We start from the raw sequence: 18429 nt of genomic DNA on the forward strand, positions 1-18429 counted from the left end.
GACCCGGTTGAAACCGAGCTTCTGGTCATCGTAGGGGCCGATCCATTCGGTGGCGTCGATGGTGCCTTTTTCGAGTGCCGGGTAGATGTCGGCAGGCGGGATCTGCTGGGGCACCACGCCCATCCTGGCGAGCACCTGACCGGCGAAGCCACCGATGCGGAACTTGAGTCCCTTCAGGTCGTCGGGCTTCCTGATCTCCTTGCGGAACCAGCCCCCCATCTGGGTTCCGGTGTTGCCACAGGGAATATTGACGATGTTGTAGCCCTTGAAGAACTCACGCAGGAGTTCCAGGCCGCCACCTTCCATCATCCAGGCGGTCTGCTGGCGACTGTTGAGGCCAAAGGGCAGGGCGGTGTCGAAGGCCAGGGTGGGGTCCTTGCCGATGTACCAGTAGGACGCCGCGTGGCCCAGTTCGACGGTGCCGTCCTTGACCGCGTCCAGGACGCCGGGGGTGGGGACGATCTCGCCTGCGGCAAAAAGGCTGATCTGGAATTTGCCGCCGGTGGCTGCGGCCACCCGTCTGGCCACCGTTTCGGTGGCGCCGAAGATGGCGTCGAGGGTTTTCGGGAAACCCGAGGCCAGGCGCCATTTGATGCTTGGGAGGTCGGCGGCCAGCGCCGGCGCAGCAACGGCGCCGGCGGCGGCACCGGCAGAGGCCTGCTTAAGGAAGGAGCGGCGTTCCATGGCTGTTTCCTCTTCTTTCTCGTGAGGGACTGAAGGTGTGTGGATCAGGCACCGGCGACGGTCATGCGATCGACCAGGATCGAGCCGCAGTGCTTGGAGCCCCGCACCAGCACGTCGGAGCCGATCTCGCGGATGCCCATCAGGATGTCCTTGAGATTGCCGGCGATCGTGATTTCATGCACCGGGTACTGGATCTGCCCGTTTTCGATCCAGAACCCTGCGGCACCCCGGGAGTAGTCGCCGGTGACGTAGTTGACCCCATGGCCCAGGAGTTCGGTGACCAGCAGGCCCCGATCCATCTGCCTGATCAGGCCTTCCAGGTCGTGCTGGCCGGGCTTGACCAGCAGGTTGTGGCTCCCGCCTGCATTGCCGGTGCTTTGCATGCCCAGCTTGCGGGCCGAGTAGGTGCTCAGGAAATAGCCCTGGAGCACGCCGTCGATGATGACTTCCCGGTCACGGGTGGCCACGCCATCATCGTCAAAAGGGCTGCTGGCAAAGGCCTTGGCCAGGTGGGGGCGCTCGGAGATCTGGATGTGGGAAGGGAAAACCTGCTTGCCCAGGCTGTCGAGCAGGAAACTGGACTTGCGGTAAAGGGCGCCGCCACTGACCGCATGGACGAAGGCTCCGATCAGGCCTGCCGCCAGGGGGGCTTCGAACAGCACTGGCACTTCGCAGGTGGCCACCTGGCGGGCCCCGAGCCGGGCCAGCGCACGACGGGCCGCAAAGTGGCCGATTTCCTCTGCGTTGGCGAGTTCGGACGGGTCCCGCTTGGTGGTGTACCAGTCGTCCCGTTGCATGTCGTCCCCTTCGCCGGCGATGACCGAGCAGGACAGGTAATGCCGGGAGCTGGCGTAGCCTCCCATGAACCCCAGGCTGTTGGCCGAAATGAAGTGGGACTCCTGCAGGGAGACACTGGCACCGTCGGAGTTGCGGATTTCCGGGCTAACGGCAAAGGCCGCCTGCTCACAGCGACGGGCCAGTTCGATGGCTTCCTCGGTGGAGATCTTCCAGGGGTGATAGAGATCGAAGTCAGGAAAGTCCCGTGCCAGCAGGGCTTCGTCGGGCAGGCCGGCGGCAGGGTCGGGGGCAGTGAAGCGGGCGATCGAGACCGCCGCATCCACGGTCGCCTTGAGGGCGTCCTTCGAAAAATCGGAGGTGCTGGCATAGCCCCGTTTCTGGCCATCGTAGACGGTGACGCCGATGCCCTTGTCCCGGTTGTACTCGATGGTGTCCACCTCGTCCCGGCGGACGGTGATGGATTGGCCGAAACCTTCGGATACGTCCACCTCGCAGGCGCTGGCACCGCGCTTGCGGGCGAATTTGAGAATATCCTCGGCAATGCTCTTGAGCGTGTCCTGACTGAAGCTGAATCGGGTGTCTGCCATGGTGTGCGGGGCTGGGGCTGGGCTAAAGGCTATAATCTTACCCTCACAAAGCACTTCTCGCGCCCAGATGGCCAAGCACAAATACACCCCCGACGAAGAATATGACGGCCCCAGCAAGTCGCAGCTCAAGCGCGACAGCGCCGCCCTGCAGGATCTTGGCCGCGAACTGGCTGAACTTGGCAAGGAGCGCCTGGCCAAGGTCCCCATCGATGAAGACCTGCGCGATGCGGTCAAGGATTACCAGCGCTTCACGACCCACGAGGCCAGGCGCCGGCAACTCCAGTACATCGGCAGGCTGATGCGGAATGTGGACCCGGAGCCGATCCGTGAGGCGCTGGATGCCTTTCGGGGCGTCTCGGTGGTCGAGACCGCCAGGATGCACCGCCTGGAGTCCCTGCGGACTCAACTCCTCGAAGACGAGAAAACCCTGCACACGATTGCCGAGACCTACCCTGGTGCGGATCTGCAACAGCTGCGGGTCCTGCGGCGCAACGCACTCAAGGAAAAGGAGCTCAACAAGCCGCCTCGGGCCTTCCGTGAGCTGTTCCGTCTCCTGCGGGAACTGGAAGAGGGGGGTGGTGGCGAGGATCACGAGCCGGGCCACGACGAAGGAGACGGCGCGTGAATGAGCCGGTTTTGAAGATCGGCCTTGTCTCCGTGAGCGACCGGGCCTCGATGGGTGTCTATGAGGACAAGGGCATCCCCGCCCTGCAAGCCTGGTTCGGTAAGGTGCTGACGACGCCCTGGGAGATGGAAACCCGGCTGATCCCCGACGAGCAGCCACTGATTGAAGCGGCCCTCATCGAGCTGTGCGACCAGGCGGGCTGCCATCTGGTCCTGACCACCGGGGGCACGGGGCCGGCGCCTCGGGATGTGACGCCCGAGGCCACGCTGGCCGTTGCCCACAAGGTGATGCCCGGCTTTGGCGAGCAGATGCGCCAGATCAGCCTGACCTTCGTGCCGACGGCGATCCTGTCCCGTCAGGTGGGGGTGGTCCGGGGGCGGAGCCTGATCCTCAATCTGCCTGGCCAGCCCAAGGCCATTGCTGAAACCCTCGAAGGCCTCAAGGGGGCCGATGGGCAGCAGAAGGTGCATGGCATCTTTGCCGCGGTGCCCTACTGCATCGACCTGATCGGTGGTCCCTTTATCGAGACTGATGAAGCCATCGTCAAGGCTTTCCGCCCCAAGTCGGCGATACGCCCCGGGGGCTGATCGCCATGCCATCTGCGGCGCGGCGCGCTACTTGGCAAAAATCTTGATCACCTTGCCGCCCTGTCCGGGTTGGGGCAGGTAGCCGCCGGCGCGTTGCTTGCGACGTTCCTGCTCCCGCCACCAGCCGCGCAGGCCGATCAGGGCAACGGCGACGAGGGTGTAGAGCAGGGGTTCGGTGATGTCTTTCTTGACGAGCCACCAGAAATGTACACAGCCCAGCAGCGTGATGGGGTAGATCGCACGGTGCAGCGATTGCCAGCGTCGACCGCCCAGCCGGCGGATGGCGGCGTTGCTGGAGGTCAGTGCCAGCGGCACCATCAGCACGAGGGCTGCGAAGCCGACGGTGATGAAGGGACGCTTGAGGATGTCCCTGGCGATGGCCTGCCAGTCGAAGAACTGGTCAAGCCAGACGTAGGTGAGCAGATGAGCTGCCCCGTAGGCAAAGGCAAACAGGCCGAGGGTGCGGCGCAGGCGGATCAGCCAGTGCCAGCCCGTGAAACGTCGCAGGGGCGTGACGGCCAGGGTGATCAGCAGAAAGCGCAGGGTCCATTCCCCGGTAGCCCGGGTCAGCGTCTCCAGGGGGTTTGCTCCCAGGGTGTCCGTCTCCAGCCCGCGCCATAGCAGCACCGCTGGCATCAGGCAGAGCAGGAACAGCGCGGTCTTGATGACCTTGAGTTGGAGGTTGCTGGGCGTCATGCGGGGGGGGCCTTGTACTCAGTAGAAGCGGCGCAGATCCATGCCGGTGTAGAGGGAGGCCACCTGATCGGCATAGCCGTTGAACATCAGGGTCCTGCGTTTGCTGAATTCGCCGATGCGCCTTTCGGTGGCCTGGCTCCAGCGGGGATGGTCCACCTCCGGATTCACGTTGGAGAAAAAACCATACTCGGCGGGGGCTGCCTTGGTCCAGGCCGATACGGGCTGGCGCTCCACAAGACGGATCGACACCAGGGATTTGGCGCTCTTGAAGCCATATTTCCAGGGTACCACCAGGCGCACCGGGGCACCATTCTGGACCGGGAGCACTTCGCCGTACAGGCCGACCGCGAGCAGGGTGAGGGGGTGCAGGGCTTCATCGAGGCGCAGCCCTTCGGTGTAGGGCCATTCGAGCACGCCCCGGGTCATGGTGCTGCGGTCGTAGTGGGAAACGAACTCTACAAATCTGGCGCTGCCCTGCGGGTCGGCCTGCCGGATCAGGGTGGAGAGCGGGATGCCTACCCAGGGGATCACCATCGACCAGCCCTCCACGCAGCGCATCCGGTAGATCCGCTCTTCAAGGGGGGCAAGCTTGAGCAGGTCCTCGATGGCAATGCTGCGGGGTTTATTGACCAGCCCTTCGATCCGCAAGGTCCAGGGTGTGGGCTTCAGGCGGTGGGTGTTGGCTGAAGGGTCGGCCTTGTCGGTGCCCAACTCATAGAAGTTGTTGTAGGTGGTGACGGCCTTGTAGTGGGTGCTGGCTTCATTGGTGCTGTAGGGGCTTTTGGTCAATACCCCCAGCGGTGCCGGTGCTGCCCGGACCTGGGCCGGGGCAAGGGTGCCCGCCAGGGCCAGGCTCCCGGCCTGGGCGATGAAACGTCGGCGTCCTTGATACAGGTCTTCCGGCGTGATCTCGGAGGAGGGGATGTCGGAGGCTGTGCGGATCAGCATGGTGGTTTGTCCGGAAGAGAAGGGCCACGCACGGCAGACGTGCGGTTCAGCAACAAGCATGAAGACAGTGCGGCGGCGTTTCGGTTCGCACGCTTCGCTTGCGCCTAGCAGCCGGGAAGCCGACTCTGCTAAACTCGTCGCCTGTTTGAAACCCGCGCCGTGCTGGCATCCCCAGTGCTCTCCTCCCTGGACCGCCGGTCCATTCGCGGGTCCGTGATCCATTCCTGTCTGCCTGGTATTGGTATTTCATGCGCATTCTGCTGAGCAACGATGACGGTTATTTTGCCCCCGGTCTGCAGGCCCTCTCCGCGGCCCTGGGGGATGTGGGGCAGGTGACCGTGGTGGCACCCGAGCGGGACCGTAGCGGTGCAAGCAATTCACTGACCCTGGATCGTCCCTTGTCCCTGCGCAAGGCTGCCAGCGGTTTTCACTATGTGAACGGTACGCCCACCGATTGTGTTCATCTGGCCGTCACGGGCATGCTCGATGAGCTGCCGGACATGGTGGTTTCGGGCATCAACCACGGGGCCAACATGGGGGATGACACCATTTACTCTGGGACTGTGGCTGCAGCGACGGAGGGCTTCCTGCTGGGTGTGCCGGCCATTGCGATTTCCCTCGTGGCCAAGGGGGCTTCCGATTTTTCTGCGGCGGGCCGGATTGCTCGGGCCCTGGTGGAGCGTTTTCAACGGGCTCCCGTCCAGGTGCCGACACTGCTGAATGTGAACGTACCCGACCTGCCCTATGAGCAGATCAAGGGTATCCGGGTCACCCGTCTTGGCAAGCGCCACAAGGCGGAGCCCACGATCAAATCCCTGACCCCCCGCAACGAGACCGTATATTGGGTCGGTGCCGCAGGGGCTGCCCAGGATGCGGGGGAGGGCACCGATTTTCATGCGGTGGCCAATGGCTATGTTTCCGTTACGCCCCTGCAGATCGACCTGACTCACCAGGGCCAGATTGCCACCGTGCGGGACTGGCTGGCTCGATGAGCAGCGAGGCCCTGCGTACCGCGCTGGCGAGCGCCCTCCGTTCGCGCACGCGGATGGTGGAGCGTCTGAGGGAGCAGGGTGTCCGGGACGAAAAGGTTCTGGCAGCCATGATGGCCGTGCCCCGCCAATTGTTTGTCGAAGAAGCCCTGGCTTCCCGCGCCTACGAAGACACGGCCTTGCCCCTGGGCTTGCAGCAGACCATCTCGCAGCCTTATGTGGTGGCAAGAATGATCGAAGTGCTCCACGCGGGCCGGGAACTGGGCAAGACCCTCGAGGTGGGTACAGGCTGTGGCTACCAGGCTGCCGTGCTGTCCCATGTGGCCAGTGAAGTGTATTCGGTGGAGCGTCTCCGTCCGCTGCTCGACCGGGCCCGTAGCAACCTGCGCCACCTGCGTCTCGCCAACCTGCGTCTGAAACATGCCGACGGTAGTGTCGGTCTGCCTGAAGCTGCGCCCTTCGATACCATCATCGTTGCAGCGGCTGCGCCCAGAGTGCCGGTGGCTCTGGTCGAACAGCTTGCCGATGGCGGACGCATGGTGCTGCCCGTGGGCAGCAATGAGCAGGTGCTGGTGCTGATTGAGAAGAACGGTCGCACCGTCCGAGAAACACGCCTCAGCCCGGTACGTTTCGTGCCGCTGCTGCCCGGCACCGAATGAACTCCCCGAACGCATGAAGTTGTCCCGCTCTACCCTCCTTGCCCTTTTGATCACCGTTGGCCTCGCCGGTTGTGTCTCCAAGGCGCCGGCACCGGTTTCCGAGCGCTCGCCCGCTCAGGTTTCCCCCACGACCAAGGCCGAGGTCGCACCCCCTCCGAAGGTTGCCCGCCCGGGCTACTACATTGTCAGGCCGGGTGACACCTTGATCCGGATCGCTCTGGATCATGGCCAGAATTACCGTGACATTGCCGCCTGGAGCGGCCTCGAAAACCCCAACCTGATCGAGGTAGGACAGGAGCTGAGGGTACGCCCTCCGGAAAATGCTGCGGTTGCTCGTCCCGTGACTTCCTCCCAGGTTGAGGTACGCCCGGTGGGGGGGACGGCGCCTGTCGTCCCTGCCGACGGTCTGCGCCGGGAGCCGAAGGGGGGCAAGGTACCCTACTCGGAGCAGGCCTGGACGCAAGCCCAGAAGCCGGATGCGCCGATGGTCGTGGCCAAGGTCGATCCCAGGCCGGAGGTGCCGAAGACCGAAGCCAGGCCCACAGAGACGAAGCCTGAACCGAAGCCCGAAAACAAGCCTGAAATCAAGGCGCCCCCCGAAGGCGCCATCGATTGGGCCTGGCCGACATCAGGCAAGGTGATTGCCGGATTCAATGAAACCTCCAGCAAGGGGGTGGATCTGGCAGGGAAGGTGGGCGATCCGGTGCTGGCGGCAGCGAGTGGCCGGGTGGTTTATGCCGGCACGGGACTGCGTGGTTATGGCAAACTCGTGATCGTCAAGCATGACAACAGCTACCTGAGTGCCTATGCCCACAACCAGAATCTGCTGGTCAAGGAGGGTCAGGCCGTCAGCAAGGGTCAGAAAATTGCAGAATTGGGTGATACTGACAGCGATCGACCCAAGCTGCATTTCGAGATCCGTCGGCAGGGTAAGCCGGTGGATCCCGGTAAATATCTGCCTGCTCGCTGAGTCTGCCTGGCGTTTTTGCAGACGGCCCAGGGCTTTCTGGCCAGAAGCGGCCTCAGCCGGCTGATGACAGATCCACTATAGACACCGGATTTCGCCCGTGCAGGAAATCGTGTGAAGTCCGGCCGATGGGGCCAGGTGAGTGCCTGGCCCGGGTTGCACCCCAGACCCCGCGAGGACTTCATGTACGATCCGGCTGTGCCCGAGGAACTGGAAACTACCGAGACCGACCTGCCGCCGGAGGTTGAAGCTTTTCTTGAAGTCCCTGCTGCGACGCCGGATAACGATTTTCTCGGTGATGTCACTCAGCTTTATCTCAATGAGATCGGCGCAAATCCCCTTTTGACCGCAGAGGAGGAGTTGTCCCTTTCCCGTCGCGTGCGGCAGGGGGATTTCGAGGCGCGCCAGAAGATGATCGAGCGTAACCTGCGCCTGGTGGTCAACATTGCCAAGCATTACCTGAACCGGGGAATTCCGCTGCTTGACCTGGTGGAGGAAGGAAACCTGGGTCTGATCCATGCGCTTGAGAAGTTTGATCCGGAGCGGGGATTCCGGTTTTCCACCTATGCCACCTGGTGGATCCGCCAGAACATCGAGCGGGCCATCATGAACCAGTCACGCACCATTCGGCTGCCGGTGCATGTGGTGAAGGAGCTCAATCAGGTGTTGCGGGCCCAGCGCCAGCTGGAGGCTGCCAGTAATGGCGATGCAACCCTGGAGGATGTGGCGCACAGACTGTCCCGTCCGGTGGAGGAAGTCCGGGCGATCCTGGCCCTCAACGAGCATACGGCTTCCCTGGATGCGCCCCTGGATATTGATCCGACCCTCTCCATCGGCGAGTCCCTGGCTGATGATGACGCGGAAACGCCTGACGTCCAGATCCAGGACATGGAGGTGGAAACCCTGGTAAGGGAGTGGATCGGCCAGCTCAGTGACAAGCAGCGCATGGTCATTCGCCACCGTTATGGCATCGACGAGTGTGAAATCAAGACCCTGGAAGAACTGGCCGATACCCTCGAGCTGACCCGGGAGCGGGTGCGGCAGATCCAGCTCGAGGCTTTGGGGCAGCTGCGCCGGATCATTAAGCGCCGGGGTGTTTCCAAGGACGTGCTGCTGTAGCGCTCACCTGCCTGGGCCCTGTTCGCCAAAGAGGGGGGTGCAGTGGGGGACTACTTCGGCATGCCGCCCAGTCGAGCAGCTTTCACCGCCTCACCCAGCTGAAACACCGACATGGCGTAGAAGCTGCTGCGGTTGTAGCGGGTGATCACGTAGAAATTCTGATAGCCCAGCCAGTATTCGCTGTCCTCACCTGGTGTCACCAATTCCACAAAGGCCGCCTTCCCCGGGGGGAATGTGCCTTGAGTGGTGCGAACCCCGTGACTGGCCAGCGTGTCCGGATCGAAGGTCGGGTTGATGTCGTTGGCGATCAGGGGAAGCAGGTTGGCTCCGCTGTCCGTCGCGGCACGCAGGGCGACCGGCTGTCCGGCTTCCCAGCCGTGCATCTGCAGGTAGCGGGCCACACTGCCGATGGCATCCTGAGGGCTGTTGAGCAGATCGATCTGGCCATCGCCGTCGAAGTCGACCGCGTAATTCCGGACGCTGCTGGGCAGGAACTGGGGAAGGCCGAGCGCGCCGGCGTAGCTTCCCTTGTAGTCCAGTGGATCCCGCTGCTGTTCCCGGGCCATCAGCAGCAGGTTTTCCAGCTCGGAACGGAACAGGGCGGCCCGGCGGGGATAGTCAAAGGCCAGGGTCGCCAGGGCGGACAAGGTCTGATAGCTGCCGGTGTTACGGCCGTAAATGGTCTCAACGCCGATGATGCCGACGATGATCTCTTCCGCAACCCCATATTTCTCGCTGGCTTGCCGGATGGTGCTTGCGTGCCTGTCCCAGAAGGCCAGACCTGCCTTGACGCGGATCGGTTCGATGAAGCGGCTGCGGTAGCGTTGCCAGGAGCGGACGCTGACGGGATCTTTGGGAGGAGAAATGGCCTTGATGACCGATGGCAGGTATTCGGCCCGGCGGAAGAGATAGTTCAGGGCGTCTCGGTCAAAACCGTGACGTTGTTCCATTTCCTCGATGAATTGCTGGGCTTCGGGACGGTCAGCGTAGCGGGGTGCGGCGTGGGTCGGGGCGCTGAGCGTCAGGCTGGCGGCGAGCAGGAGGAGACCTGACCGGTAAGGAAGTGCGCTTTTCATCGGGGGCGGAAACGTTTTACGGATTGGTGGAAGCGGTGAAGCAGGGCATGGTCAGCCGGGTTCTGGCCATAGCGCAGCAAGGCGTAGCCGGTGCCGATGGCGAGGACTGGATCCGCCAGATCGGCACGCAGGGTCGAGACGCGCCGGGTGTATTCAATCGGACCCTCCCAGCTCTGGCGGGGGAAGCCAAGGGCCGACAGGCGACGACAGAAAGTGAGCCAGCTGCGGTCGATCGGGTCGATCTTGTGACGGTTGCGGAGGATCCAGCCAGCAAGAACCGCCATCACAAGGCCCAGGGCGCCACTCATGAGCGCCGCGAGTTCCTGCCAGCCTGCCTGGTGCAATCCGAGCCACGCCATCATTTCTTGCTGACGGCCTTGATTGTAACCGAGAACCCACTGGTTCCAGCGGTTGTTCAGGGCATCGAACTGATTCCGGAGTGCCTTCAGCCAGACCAGATCGCCCCGGGCGAGCAGGGGAATGCGCCCCTCTCCCCCCAGGGCAGCAGCCAGGCCGTCTTCGAGGCGACGGGGCGCCGCCGCCGCTGTGGGATCGATCCGGACCCAGCCCCGGCCCTCAAGCCAGACCTCGGTCCAGGCATGGGCGTCGGACTGACGAACCACGAGTGTGCCATCCACCGGATTGAGCTCGCCTCCCTGGTAGCCGGTCACGACGCGGGCGGGAACGCCGGCGGCCCGCAGGGCAAACACGAAGGCGCCGGCAAAGTGCTCGCAGAAGCCCTGGCGGGTATCGAACAGGAAGCTGTCCACGTCGTCCTCTCCCAGCGCCTGGGGCGACAGGGTGTAAGTGAGGCGGCTCTGGCGAAAGAAGGTGATCAGGTGGTCGGGGATGTCTTCTGGTCGCGTGACCTGGGTTCGCAGGCGCTCTCCCAGGGCCCGGGTCCGGGGGTTTCCCGTGGGGGGCAGGGTCAGGGCCTCGCTCAGGGTGACCGTCCGTTCCTGCAGGCCGACCGGCGTTTGGGGGTAAGACACGAGAGCCAGGCGCACTCGCTCCCGCACGGGTTCCCGGGCCAACAACTGGAAGTTGTCGGTATGGATGCGTTCCGGCGCGGATGCCGGGAAGTCCAGGGCCAGCAGCCAGCGCTGGTTGTGGGGCTCCAGGGTCAGGATATAGGAATGGGCTGGGCCCTGGGGCGTGTAAGCTGGCTTCGACAGCCTGGTCGTGGGTCCCTGGTGCCAGCTGCGGCCGTCAAACCGGCTTAGGACAGGACCCCGCCAGTAGCGTTCGGCAGGGGGGGGTGGAGACGCGCCCTGGAAGGCTGCCCGGAACGCGATCGCGCCGGACTCGGAGAGGTGTGCGATATCCCCGGGTGTCATGGTGTCTGACAGGCCGGTGCTCCGGTTGAAGGCATCGGCGGGAAGCCCCCACAGGGGCCCGGGGACCCGCGGGAACAGCACGAACAGTACGACCATCAGGGGAAGCCCCTGGAGCACCAGGGTGCCTGCCACCCGGATACGCTGTCCGACAGGCTCCGGACGCCCCTGCAGTGCCAGCATGGCGCCGACGGCTGCAAGCGTGCCCATCAGGGCCAGGGCGGCAATCCCCATGTGCTGCTGGTACAGGAATTGCCCCAGCTGCATGAAAAAACTCAGCAGCAGCACTGCGCGTCCGTCCCGCGGGCTGCGGGTTTCCAGCAGCTTCAGGCTGAGCAGGCCAGCCAGCAGGGCAATGCCTGGATCCTTGCCAAAAAAATGCCGGAACTCCAGCAGGACCAGGCTCGCCATCACGGCCACGATGAGCAGCAGCAGGCTGCGGGAGGGAAGGGGCGCCCCGCGGTGGTTAAGCAAGCCTCGCCAGAGCAGCAGGAGCAGGCACAGGGCGGAGATGGCCAGGGGCAGATGGCTGGCGTGGGGGGCCAGACTGAGGCCTGCAGCTGCGATCAGCCAGCCGGTCTGGTCCGGACGCAGGCTGGGTTTAGTCATGTCCGGGCGAACCATGCAGGGCCAGCATCTTCAGGCAGGCGTGGCGGTGGGGCTCCCCTTGTCCGGGGGGGTGGCTGGAGCCCGGCAGGCGCAGGCCGTAGTCCACGCCTGCCCGTTCCGCCTCCACGACCCATCGGGCAAGACGGCTCAGCCGGGTTTCCACATCCATGCTCGGGGGGAGTGTGTTCCAGTCCAGCCAGATCACACGGGCACTGTGGCCTTCGAATTCCTTGGTCTGCCAGGGGGCTCCCCGGGCAACAGCTTTCCAGGCGATGTGGCGCGGGGAGTCGGCAGGCTGGTGGTGGCGTAGGCCGGCAAAGTCGTCCGTACCCCCCTGCCGGCCTCTGTCGCCCGGGCGCGGACCATCCCCGAAGGGGAGTGAGGGGGAGTGTTGCTCCAGCGCGGGGTAGACCAGGCAGCGGAGTTCGGGCTGGAACAGGCTCCAGGCCCGGATCAATCCCAGGGGATAGCGACTTTCCAGGGTCAGGCGAGGCAACTGCAGCCAGCCGCGGGAGTGGGTCGCAACGGTGATCTTGATGACTTGAGTGGTGTCAGGGGAGAGGTCGAAGGTTTCCTCCGGTGAGGGGCTGCCCGTCGGCCAGAGTTGCAGGCCCCGGCGATGGCGGTCTGCCGGATTGTCCAGGATCACACTGAAGACTGCCGCCTCTCCCAGAAACACGGCCGGACTGCGGCCGGCACGCACGCCAAGGTGGATCAGGGTGCGGAAGGCGTGGTGGATGCTGACCCAGGCCGTTCCGGCAATCAGGAAGGTCAGGGCGAAACCGAGGCTCAGGTTGTAGTTGATTGAGGCGAGCAGCATCACCAGCAGGCTGGCGCCCAGTGCCAGCCCGAAGGACGTGGGCAGCACAAAGATGCGACGCTGTCCGAGCTGGACCGGAGAGGGCTCGGGATCTCCGACCCGGAACAGCCAGCGCTCAAGGATGCGGCGGGGCGAGCGTGCAGCCCTCATCACGGGAGCGGGACGGCTTCCAGAAGCCGGCGGCTCAGCTGTTCTGCCGAGAGCGCACCGCTGCTGCCGGTTCGTAGCCGGTGTCCGGCCACTGCCGGGAGGACGGCCTGTACATCTTCTGGCAGGACGTGATCCCGTCCCGCCAGCAGAGCCCAGGCGCGGGAGGCTGCCAGTAGTGCCAGGCCGGCCCGCGGGGATAGGCCACTGCTGAAGTCTGCACTTTCCCTGCTGTGGGTCAGCAGGGCCTGAAGGTAATCGAGCAGCCGGGGGGCCACGTGAATGGCCCGGACGGCGGCCAGTAGCGTGTCCAGCTCGCCTGGTTGCAGTTCGGCGGGTAGTCGGGCGAGAAGATCGCGCCGGTCGTCGCCGGCCAGCAGCGCCCGTTCGGCCTCCGGCGATGGGTAACCCAGGGAAATGCACATCAGGAAACGGTCCAGCTGGCTTTCGGGCAGCGGGAAGGTGCCGATCTGTTCTGACGGATTCTGGGTGGCGATCACGAAGAAGGGGGATGGCAGGGGCCAAGTCTGACCTTCGGCACTGATCTGCCGCTCTTCCATCGCCTCCAGGAGGGCGCTCTGGGCCTTTGGGGTGGCCCGATTGATTTCGTCGGCCAGGACCAGCTGGGCGAAAATGGGGCCGGGGTGAAAGCGGAATTGACCGTCCCGCTGATCGAAGACCGACACACCAAGGATGTCGGCAGGGAGTAGGTCGCTGGTGAACTGAATGCGCTGGAACTGCAGGCCGAGCAACCGGGCCAGCAGGTGGGCGAGGGTGGTCTTGCCCACGCCGGGGAGGTCTTCGATGAGCAGGTGGCCCCGGGCAAGCAGGCAGCTCAGGGCCAGGCGAACGGCGTGCTCCTTGCCCAGGATCACTTGGCAGGCGCTGTCGATAAGGCGTTGGGCTATGTGGATCGGCATGGCGTGGGCTTTTTTCAGGGTCCAGATAAGGGGATAATGATTCCACAACAGCATGGTTGGCGCCGTCGTGGCCAGGGGCTCTCCCTGTTATGGAGCGTCTGCCTGGCTGTGCGTTCGCCAGACATGCAACAATTGAACGGCAGGATCGACGCACTACGCGAGGCAGGGGAGAGTTTAATGACGAGTACCGCATTCATCACGCACCGGGACTGCTGGCTTCACAACATGGGTGAGCATCACCCGGAGGCTCCGGAGCGCCTTGGGGCCATCAACGACCGGTTGATTGCGGCAGGGCTTGACATGTATCTGTCCTTTCATGATGCCCCCCTTGCAACGGTGGGCCAGATCGCCCGTGCCCACCCCCTCTATCATGTGGAGGCGATCATGGCGAGTGTGCCGGAGCACGGCATCCGCCACCTGGATCCGGATACTGCGCTGTGCCCCCACTCCATGAAGGCGGCCCTGCGATCCGCTGGAGCCGGCATCATGGCGACCGACCTGGTCATGGCTGGTGAAGCAGAGAATGCTTTCTGCGCCATCCGGCCCCCGGGTCATCATGCCGAGGCCATCAAGCCGATGGGCTTCTGTTTCTTCAACAACGTGGCCATTGCTGCGCTACATGCGCTGGAGGAGCACGGTCTCAAACGGGTCGCGGTGATCGATTTCGATGTCCATCACGGCAATGGCACCGAAGACATCTTCAAGGGCGACCCCCGGGTGCTGATGGCCAGCATCTTCCAGCACCCGTTTTATCCTTACAGCGGAGCTGACAACCCGGCCCCCAACATGGTCAATGTTCCTCTCAAGGCCGGCAGCCGTGGGGATGTGTTCCGGGAAGCTGTGACCGACATCTGGATGCCAGCCCTGCGTAATCATGCCCCCGAGATGATCTTCATCTCGGCGGGTTTCGATGCCCACTACGAGGATGATATGGGCTCCATGGGTCTGGTCGAGGCGGATTACATCTGGGTGACCGAGCAGCTCAAGGCCGTGGCGGCGGAGTCGGCCCGGCGGCGTATCGTCTCCATGCTTGAAGGGGGATACTCCCTGTCTTCCCTCGCGCGCAGTGTGGTGGCTCACGTCAAGACGCTTGCCGATCTTTGAGGCTGGCGTCTGCGTGGCTGCCGGGCTTTTGTTTGATGCGCTTCCGGAGAGTCGTCCTGCCGATTGGGTGGCCGTGTCTTGCGTGCGACTATCCTTCCGGAAGTGATTGGGTACAATAGGCAACTTTTCCCTTTTTTGCGATAGCTCATGATTACCGGTTCGATTGTCGCCGTCGTTACGCCGCTGCAGGAGGATGGCAGCCTGGATCTGCCCAGTTTGCGCAAGCTCATCGATTTCCATGTTCAGGAAGGTACCGACGGCATCGTTGTTGTTGGCACTACCGGTGAATCACCGACGGTGGATGTGGAGGAGCACTGCGAGTTGATCCGCGTTTCCGTGGAACACGCTGCGGGTCGCATTCCCATCATTGCCGGGACCGGGGCCAACTCCACCCGCGAAGCGATCGAACTGACTGAATTTGCCCGTCAGGCGGGAGCCGTGGCGGGTCTGTCGGTGGTGCCCTACTATAATCGCCCGACTCAGGAAGGCTTGTATCTGCACTTCAAGGCGATCGCCGAAGCCAGCCCGCTGCCCCTGATCCTTTACAACGTGCCGGGTCGCACGGTTGCTGACCTGTCCAACGATACCGCCCTGCGTCTGGCCGAGATCCCGAACATCATCGGGATCAAGGATGCAACCGGAAACATTGATCGTGCCTGCGATCTGATTGCCCGTGCCCCCAAGGATTTTGCCCTGTACACGGGGGATGACATGACGGCAATGGCCTTCATCCTCCTGGGTGGCCATGGCACCATTTCCGTTACCGCCAATGTGGCTCCCCGGCTGATGCATGAAATGTGCGTCGCGGCTTCTGCGGGTGACGGTGTCCGGGCGAGGGACATCAATGCAAGGCTGGTGGGGCTGCATCGTCATCTGTTCTGCGAAGCCAACCCCATTCCGGTCAAGTGGGCGGTGGAGCAGATGGGTCTGATCGGTGGGGCCCTCCGCCTTCCCTTGACCCGTCTCTCTGAAGCCAGTCAGCCGCGGGTGCTTGAAGCCATGCGCCAGGCTGGCGTCGAAGTTTGAGTTCCTCCATAAAAATCCCGAGGGTTACGCATGCATAGCCGTAAGCTGGCTGCCGGCTCGGCGGTCGCAATGACGATCGCCCTGGCCGGTTGCTCCGGTTCCCTGATGGAATCGAAGAAGATTGACTACAAGAGCGCCTCGACCGGTCCTGCGCGGGCTTCTCTGGAAGTCCCGCCTGACCTGACCGCACCGACTGCTGATGATCGTTATGCGGTGCCCGATCTCAATCCCAGGGGGTCCGCCACCTTGTCGGCTTACAACGCCGAGCGGGGAGCGCCCGCCCAGGCTGCAGCCCAGGGGGTCACGAAAGTGGCACCCCAATCCATCGACAAGATGCGCATTGAGCGTTCTGGCAGTCAGCGCTGGCTGGTGGTGTCCGGGAGTGCGGACAAGCTGTGGCCCCAGGTTCGTGAGTTCTGGCAGGAGAATGGTTTCATCCTCAACGTGGACCGTCCCGAGATCGGCGTGATGGAAACCGACTGGGCCGAGAATCGGGCCAAGATCAACGATGACATCATCCGCCGCACGCTGGGCAAGGTCATTGACGGTCTGTATTCGACGCCGGAGCGTGACAAGTTCCGGACCCGTTTTGAAAGCTCCGCGGAGAATGGCGTCGTGGAAATCTACATCAGTCATCGAGGCATGATGGAGATCTATCCCACCGAGGCCAAGGAAAGAACCATCTGGCAGCCACGCCCGGCAGATCCGGAGCTGGAGGCAGAGTTCCTCCAGCGCCTGATGATTCGCCTGGGGGCGGACGAGGGGAGGGTTAAGGCTCAGGTTGCAGCTGCGCCCAAGCTTGAAAAGGCTAGGCTCCAGAAAGCGACCGATGGTGTTGCCGTGCTGCAGGTCGAGGAAGGATTTGACCGGGCCTGGCGGCGAGTCGGTCTGGCCCTGGATCGTGTCGGCTTTACCGTGGAGGACCGGGATCGTAATCAGGGTATCTATTACGTCCGCTACGTGGATCCGGAAGTGGACGCGAAAAGAAAGGGTGAGGATGATGGCATCCTCTCCAAGCTCGCGTTCTGGCGTAGCAGCAAGCCTGAGCAGGTGGCTTCCGGGAGTCAATACCGGATTTACGTCAAGGGCGTAACCGGCGCTTCCAGCGTTCAGGTTCTGACCCGGGAAGGCGGCGTGGATGCTTCTGACTCGGCGCGCAAGATCCTGGGGTTGCTGCACGAGCAGCTCAAGTAAAGGCTGCCTTCACTCATCAAGGAAAACACCGGCAAGTTCGGCGTTTTCCTTGATGGCATCGTCACCAGGGCGAGAGCATGAAAAAAGCCAACCCGAAGGTTGGCTTTTTTCATGCTCGAAGAAAGGATTACTTCTTTTCTTCGGCGGGGGCAGCGGCCGGAGCGGCAGCGGCATCGCCAGCCGGAGCGGCAGCAGCGCCTTCGGCCGGCTTGGCATCGCCAGCAGCGGCCGGAGCAGCAGCGGCGTCGCCAGCGGGAGCGGCGGCGGGTGCAGCGGCCGGAGCGGCAGCTTCAGCAGCGGGAGCGGGGGCCGGAGCGGGAGCCGGCTCTTCCTTCTTGCCGCAAGCGGAAACAGCAAGTGCAACGAGAGCAGCAACCAGGAGAGATTGTTTCATTGTTGGTTTCCCTTATCGATAAATGAAGTACAGCAACCTAAATTTAGGGGTAGTCGGGTGGGGAACCCGTACCAAAGCGAATCCTATCACGGAGGAAGTCGTTGAATAAAGACATTGTTGCATTGCCGCACTGATGGCGCCCTGCCGGTTGATAACCTCCGTGATCCTGGATTAACTGATAACGGATTTTGATGGATGGGCAAAACCGCAGCAGTACCAGTCATAGAGGAGCGCCAGGGATTCCTCGGACAGCCCCACCAGGGTGTCCAGGGCCCGGCGATCGGCCAGTTGGGCGATGCCGGCGGCGTCTTCCTCACAGACATGGACCGGTTCGCCGTTCAGGAAGAATTGCCCCTGGCTGAAGAGCAGCAGGCTGCGGGCGTCCAGGCGGTATCCCAGGTCGATGCCCATGGATACGAACTCTTCGTGCTCGAGGGGTTCTTCCGGCGAGTCGAAGAAGACGTGGGGTTTGGGCTCGGTGAGGTAGGTGCCCAGGAAGCGCCTGACGTCGTCGGTGCTCCAGGTGATCCGGTTCAGCTGTTCTGCGATCCGGGCGACCATGGCCTCGCCGATCTCGGCGGAATTGGCCTGCCGCTGCAGGTCCGGGTCGGCGTAAATACCTTCGAGCTGGATGCATTCCTGCATGTGTTCGAGAAACTGCTGCCCAAGTTCCTGATAGGTAGGAGAGCGGAAGCCGATGGAGTAGGTCGTGCATTCCCCCACGGCGATACCGTTATGGGCCCAGTGGGGAGGCAGGTAGAGCATGTCTCCCGGGTTCAGCACCCAGTCATGCACGGGGCGAAAGTCCTTGAGGATCTTGAGTGGCGCATCTTCCACCAGGCTGCGGTCGTCCTGATTGCCGATCTGCCAGCGTCGCTGCCCGAAGCCCTGGAGCAGGAATACATCGTAGTTGTCAAAGTGGGGGCCCACGCCGCCACCATCGGTTGCGTAGCTGACCATCAGGTCGTCCAGGCGGGCCTGCGGGATGAAGTCGAAGCGGTGGAGAAGGGTGTCTCCTTCCGGGCAGAACAGGTTCAGGCCCTGTACCAGCACCGTCCAGGGATGCTTCTTGCGTTTCAGATCTGCCGCCCGCTGGGGGCCGCGGATGACTTCCCAGTGCCTGCCGTCGTGGGTGATGTAGCGGGA

The 18429-nt window shown here is 63.4% G+C and carries 19 protein-coding genes; 9 read left to right on the top strand and 10 right to left on the bottom strand.

Annotated features, from left to right (window positions below; all coding sequences use genetic code 11):
- Positions 1-684 (bottom strand): twin-arginine translocation signal domain-containing protein (locus tag PHD22_RS12015; protein WP_299866977.1); only part of this gene is annotated, 684 nt, incomplete at its 3' end.
- A 44-nt stretch (positions 685-728) separates the two neighbouring features.
- Positions 729-2069, bottom strand: a complete 1341-nt coding sequence (gene pmbA, locus PHD22_RS12020; protein WP_299866980.1) for a metalloprotease PmbA — start codon at positions 2067-2069, stop codon at positions 729-731.
- A 67-nt stretch (positions 2070-2136) separates the two neighbouring features.
- Between pmbA and yjgA the strand changes: the two genes are divergently transcribed.
- Positions 2137-2694, top strand: coding sequence for a ribosome biogenesis factor YjgA (gene yjgA, locus PHD22_RS12025; RefSeq protein WP_299866983.1), 558 nt, complete (start codon positions 2137-2139; stop codon positions 2692-2694).
- Positions 2691-3281 carry a molybdopterin adenylyltransferase gene (gene mog, locus PHD22_RS12030; RefSeq protein ID WP_299866986.1) on the top strand — a complete coding sequence of 197 codons (591 nt, stop codon included), beginning with the start codon at positions 2691-2693 and terminating at the stop codon, positions 3279-3281. The genes yjgA and mog overlap by 4 nt, the downstream gene beginning before the upstream one ends.
- A 27-nt stretch (positions 3282-3308) precedes the next feature.
- Here the strand turns inward: mog and PHD22_RS12035 are convergent, their stop codons facing one another.
- The gene (locus PHD22_RS12035; RefSeq protein ID WP_299866989.1) at positions 3309-3977 is read right to left on the bottom strand and encodes a protein-methionine-sulfoxide reductase heme-binding subunit MsrQ; all 669 of its coding nucleotides are present in this window, start codon (positions 3975-3977) and stop codon (positions 3309-3311) included.
- Between the two features lie 18 nt (positions 3978-3995).
- Entirely contained in the window at positions 3996-4925 is a 930-nt protein-coding gene (msrP, locus tag PHD22_RS12040) for a protein-methionine-sulfoxide reductase catalytic subunit MsrP (RefSeq protein WP_299866994.1), read from the bottom strand.
- 248 nt (positions 4926-5173) lie between these two features.
- On the opposite strand from msrP, the gene surE reads away from it, so the two are divergent.
- The 4 genes from surE (at position 5174) to rpoS (ending at position 8659) form a co-directional block, all read left to right on the top strand.
- Complete coding sequence (gene surE, locus PHD22_RS12045) at positions 5174-5917, top strand: 5'/3'-nucleotidase SurE (RefSeq protein ID WP_299866997.1); 744 nt, start codon at positions 5174-5176, stop codon at positions 5915-5917.
- Positions 5914-6573, top strand: a complete 660-nt coding sequence (locus PHD22_RS12050) for a protein-L-isoaspartate(D-aspartate) O-methyltransferase (protein WP_299867000.1) — start codon at positions 5914-5916, stop codon at positions 6571-6573. Before surE ends, PHD22_RS12050 begins: the two co-directional genes overlap by 4 nt.
- Positions 6574-6586: 13 nt before the next feature.
- Positions 6587-7543, top strand: coding sequence for a peptidoglycan DD-metalloendopeptidase family protein (locus PHD22_RS12055; protein ID WP_299867002.1), 957 nt, complete (start codon positions 6587-6589; stop codon positions 7541-7543).
- Between the two features lie 180 nt (positions 7544-7723).
- Positions 7724-8659 carry an RNA polymerase sigma factor RpoS gene (rpoS, locus tag PHD22_RS12060; RefSeq protein WP_299867005.1) on the top strand — a complete coding sequence of 312 codons (936 nt, stop codon included), beginning with the start codon at positions 7724-7726 and terminating at the stop codon, positions 8657-8659.
- A 50-nt stretch (positions 8660-8709) separates the two neighbouring features.
- On the opposite strand, the gene mltB is transcribed toward rpoS, so the two are convergent.
- From mltB to PHD22_RS12080, 4 genes are read right to left on the bottom strand one after another with little or no spacing between them, the layout of a single operon-like run.
- Positions 8710-9735, bottom strand: a complete 1026-nt coding sequence (mltB, locus tag PHD22_RS12065; protein ID WP_299867008.1) for a lytic murein transglycosylase B — start codon at positions 9733-9735, stop codon at positions 8710-8712.
- The gene (locus PHD22_RS12070) at positions 9732-11678 is read right to left on the bottom strand and encodes a DUF3488 and transglutaminase-like domain-containing protein (protein ID WP_299867011.1); all 1947 of its coding nucleotides are present in this window, start codon (positions 11676-11678) and stop codon (positions 9732-9734) included. The genes mltB and PHD22_RS12070 overlap by 4 nt, the downstream gene beginning before the upstream one ends.
- Complete coding sequence (locus PHD22_RS12075) at positions 11671-12648, bottom strand: DUF58 domain-containing protein (RefSeq protein WP_299867014.1); 978 nt, start codon at positions 12646-12648, stop codon at positions 11671-11673. Before PHD22_RS12075 ends, PHD22_RS12070 begins: the two co-directional genes overlap by 8 nt.
- Positions 12648-13565 carry an AAA family ATPase gene (locus PHD22_RS12080; RefSeq protein ID WP_299867017.1) on the bottom strand — a complete coding sequence of 306 codons (918 nt, stop codon included), beginning with the start codon at positions 13563-13565 and terminating at the stop codon, positions 12648-12650. Before PHD22_RS12080 ends, PHD22_RS12075 begins: the two co-directional genes overlap by 1 nt.
- 177 nt (positions 13566-13742) lie before the next feature.
- On the opposite strand from PHD22_RS12080, the gene PHD22_RS12085 reads away from it, so the two are divergent.
- The 3 genes from PHD22_RS12085 (at position 13743) to bamC (ending at position 16889) form a co-directional block, all read left to right on the top strand.
- On the top strand, positions 13743-14669 hold the full coding sequence (locus tag PHD22_RS12085) for a histone deacetylase family protein (RefSeq protein WP_299867020.1): 927 nt from the start codon (positions 13743-13745) through the stop codon (positions 14667-14669).
- 147 nt (positions 14670-14816) lie between these two features.
- Positions 14817-15695 (top strand): 4-hydroxy-tetrahydrodipicolinate synthase, encoded by an 879-nt coding sequence (gene dapA / locus PHD22_RS12090; RefSeq protein WP_299867023.1) that lies wholly within the window; start codon positions 14817-14819, stop codon positions 15693-15695.
- Between the two features lie 30 nt (positions 15696-15725).
- Positions 15726-16889 (top strand): outer membrane protein assembly factor BamC, encoded by a 1164-nt coding sequence (bamC, locus tag PHD22_RS12095; protein ID WP_299867026.1) that lies wholly within the window; start codon positions 15726-15728, stop codon positions 16887-16889.
- A 127-nt stretch (positions 16890-17016) separates the two neighbouring features.
- Here bamC and PHD22_RS12100 read toward each other — a convergent pair whose 3' ends face one another.
- Together PHD22_RS12100 and PHD22_RS12105 are read right to left on the bottom strand one after the other, a co-directional pair.
- Positions 17017-17283: a hypothetical protein gene (locus PHD22_RS12100; RefSeq protein ID WP_299867029.1), complete on the bottom strand. Its 267-nt coding sequence runs from the start codon at positions 17281-17283 to the stop codon at positions 17017-17019.
- A 171-nt stretch (positions 17284-17454) separates the two neighbouring features.
- Positions 17455-18429 (bottom strand): cupin domain-containing protein (locus PHD22_RS12105; protein WP_299867031.1); only part of this gene is annotated, 975 nt, incomplete at its 5' end.

The sequence above is a fragment of the Zoogloea sp. genome, assembly GCF_028693495.1.
Lineage (GTDB): Bacteria > Pseudomonadota > Gammaproteobacteria > Burkholderiales > Rhodocyclaceae > Zoogloea.

Bases quoted from the DNA above. Each gene is read 5' to 3' on its own strand.
- pmbA (WP_299866980.1), bottom strand. From the start codon at position 2,069: ATGGCAGACACCCGATTCAGCTTCAGTCAGGACACGCTCAAGAGCATT.
- yjgA (WP_299866983.1), top strand. From the start codon at position 2,137: ATGGCCAAGCACAAATACACCCCCGACGAAGAATATGACGGCCCCAGC.
- PHD22_RS12035 (WP_299866989.1), bottom strand. From the start codon at position 3,977: ATGACGCCCAGCAACCTCCAACTCAAGGTCATCAAGACCGCGCTGTTC.
- msrP (WP_299866994.1), bottom strand. From the start codon at position 4,925: ATGCTGATCCGCACAGCCTCCGACATCCCCTCCTCCGAGATCACGCCG.
- surE (WP_299866997.1), top strand. From the start codon at position 5,174: ATGCGCATTCTGCTGAGCAACGATGACGGTTATTTTGCCCCCGGTCTG.
- PHD22_RS12050 (WP_299867000.1), top strand. From the start codon at position 5,914: ATGAGCAGCGAGGCCCTGCGTACCGCGCTGGCGAGCGCCCTCCGTTCG.
- PHD22_RS12055 (WP_299867002.1), top strand. From the start codon at position 6,587: ATGAAGTTGTCCCGCTCTACCCTCCTTGCCCTTTTGATCACCGTTGGC.
- rpoS (WP_299867005.1), top strand. From the start codon at position 7,724: ATGTACGATCCGGCTGTGCCCGAGGAACTGGAAACTACCGAGACCGAC.
- mltB (WP_299867008.1), bottom strand. From the start codon at position 9,735: ATGAAAAGCGCACTTCCTTACCGGTCAGGTCTCCTCCTGCTCGCCGCC.
- PHD22_RS12070 (WP_299867011.1), bottom strand. From the start codon at position 11,678: ATGACTAAACCCAGCCTGCGTCCGGACCAGACCGGCTGGCTGATCGCA.
- PHD22_RS12075 (WP_299867014.1), bottom strand. From the start codon at position 12,648: ATGAGGGCTGCACGCTCGCCCCGCCGCATCCTTGAGCGCTGGCTGTTC.
- PHD22_RS12080 (WP_299867017.1), bottom strand. From the start codon at position 13,565: ATGCCGATCCACATAGCCCAACGCCTTATCGACAGCGCCTGCCAAGTG.
- PHD22_RS12085 (WP_299867020.1), top strand. From the start codon at position 13,743: ATGACGAGTACCGCATTCATCACGCACCGGGACTGCTGGCTTCACAAC.
- dapA (WP_299867023.1), top strand. From the start codon at position 14,817: ATGATTACCGGTTCGATTGTCGCCGTCGTTACGCCGCTGCAGGAGGAT.
- bamC (WP_299867026.1), top strand. From the start codon at position 15,726: ATGCATAGCCGTAAGCTGGCTGCCGGCTCGGCGGTCGCAATGACGATC.
- PHD22_RS12100 (WP_299867029.1), bottom strand. From the start codon at position 17,283: ATGAAACAATCTCTCCTGGTTGCTGCTCTCGTTGCACTTGCTGTTTCC.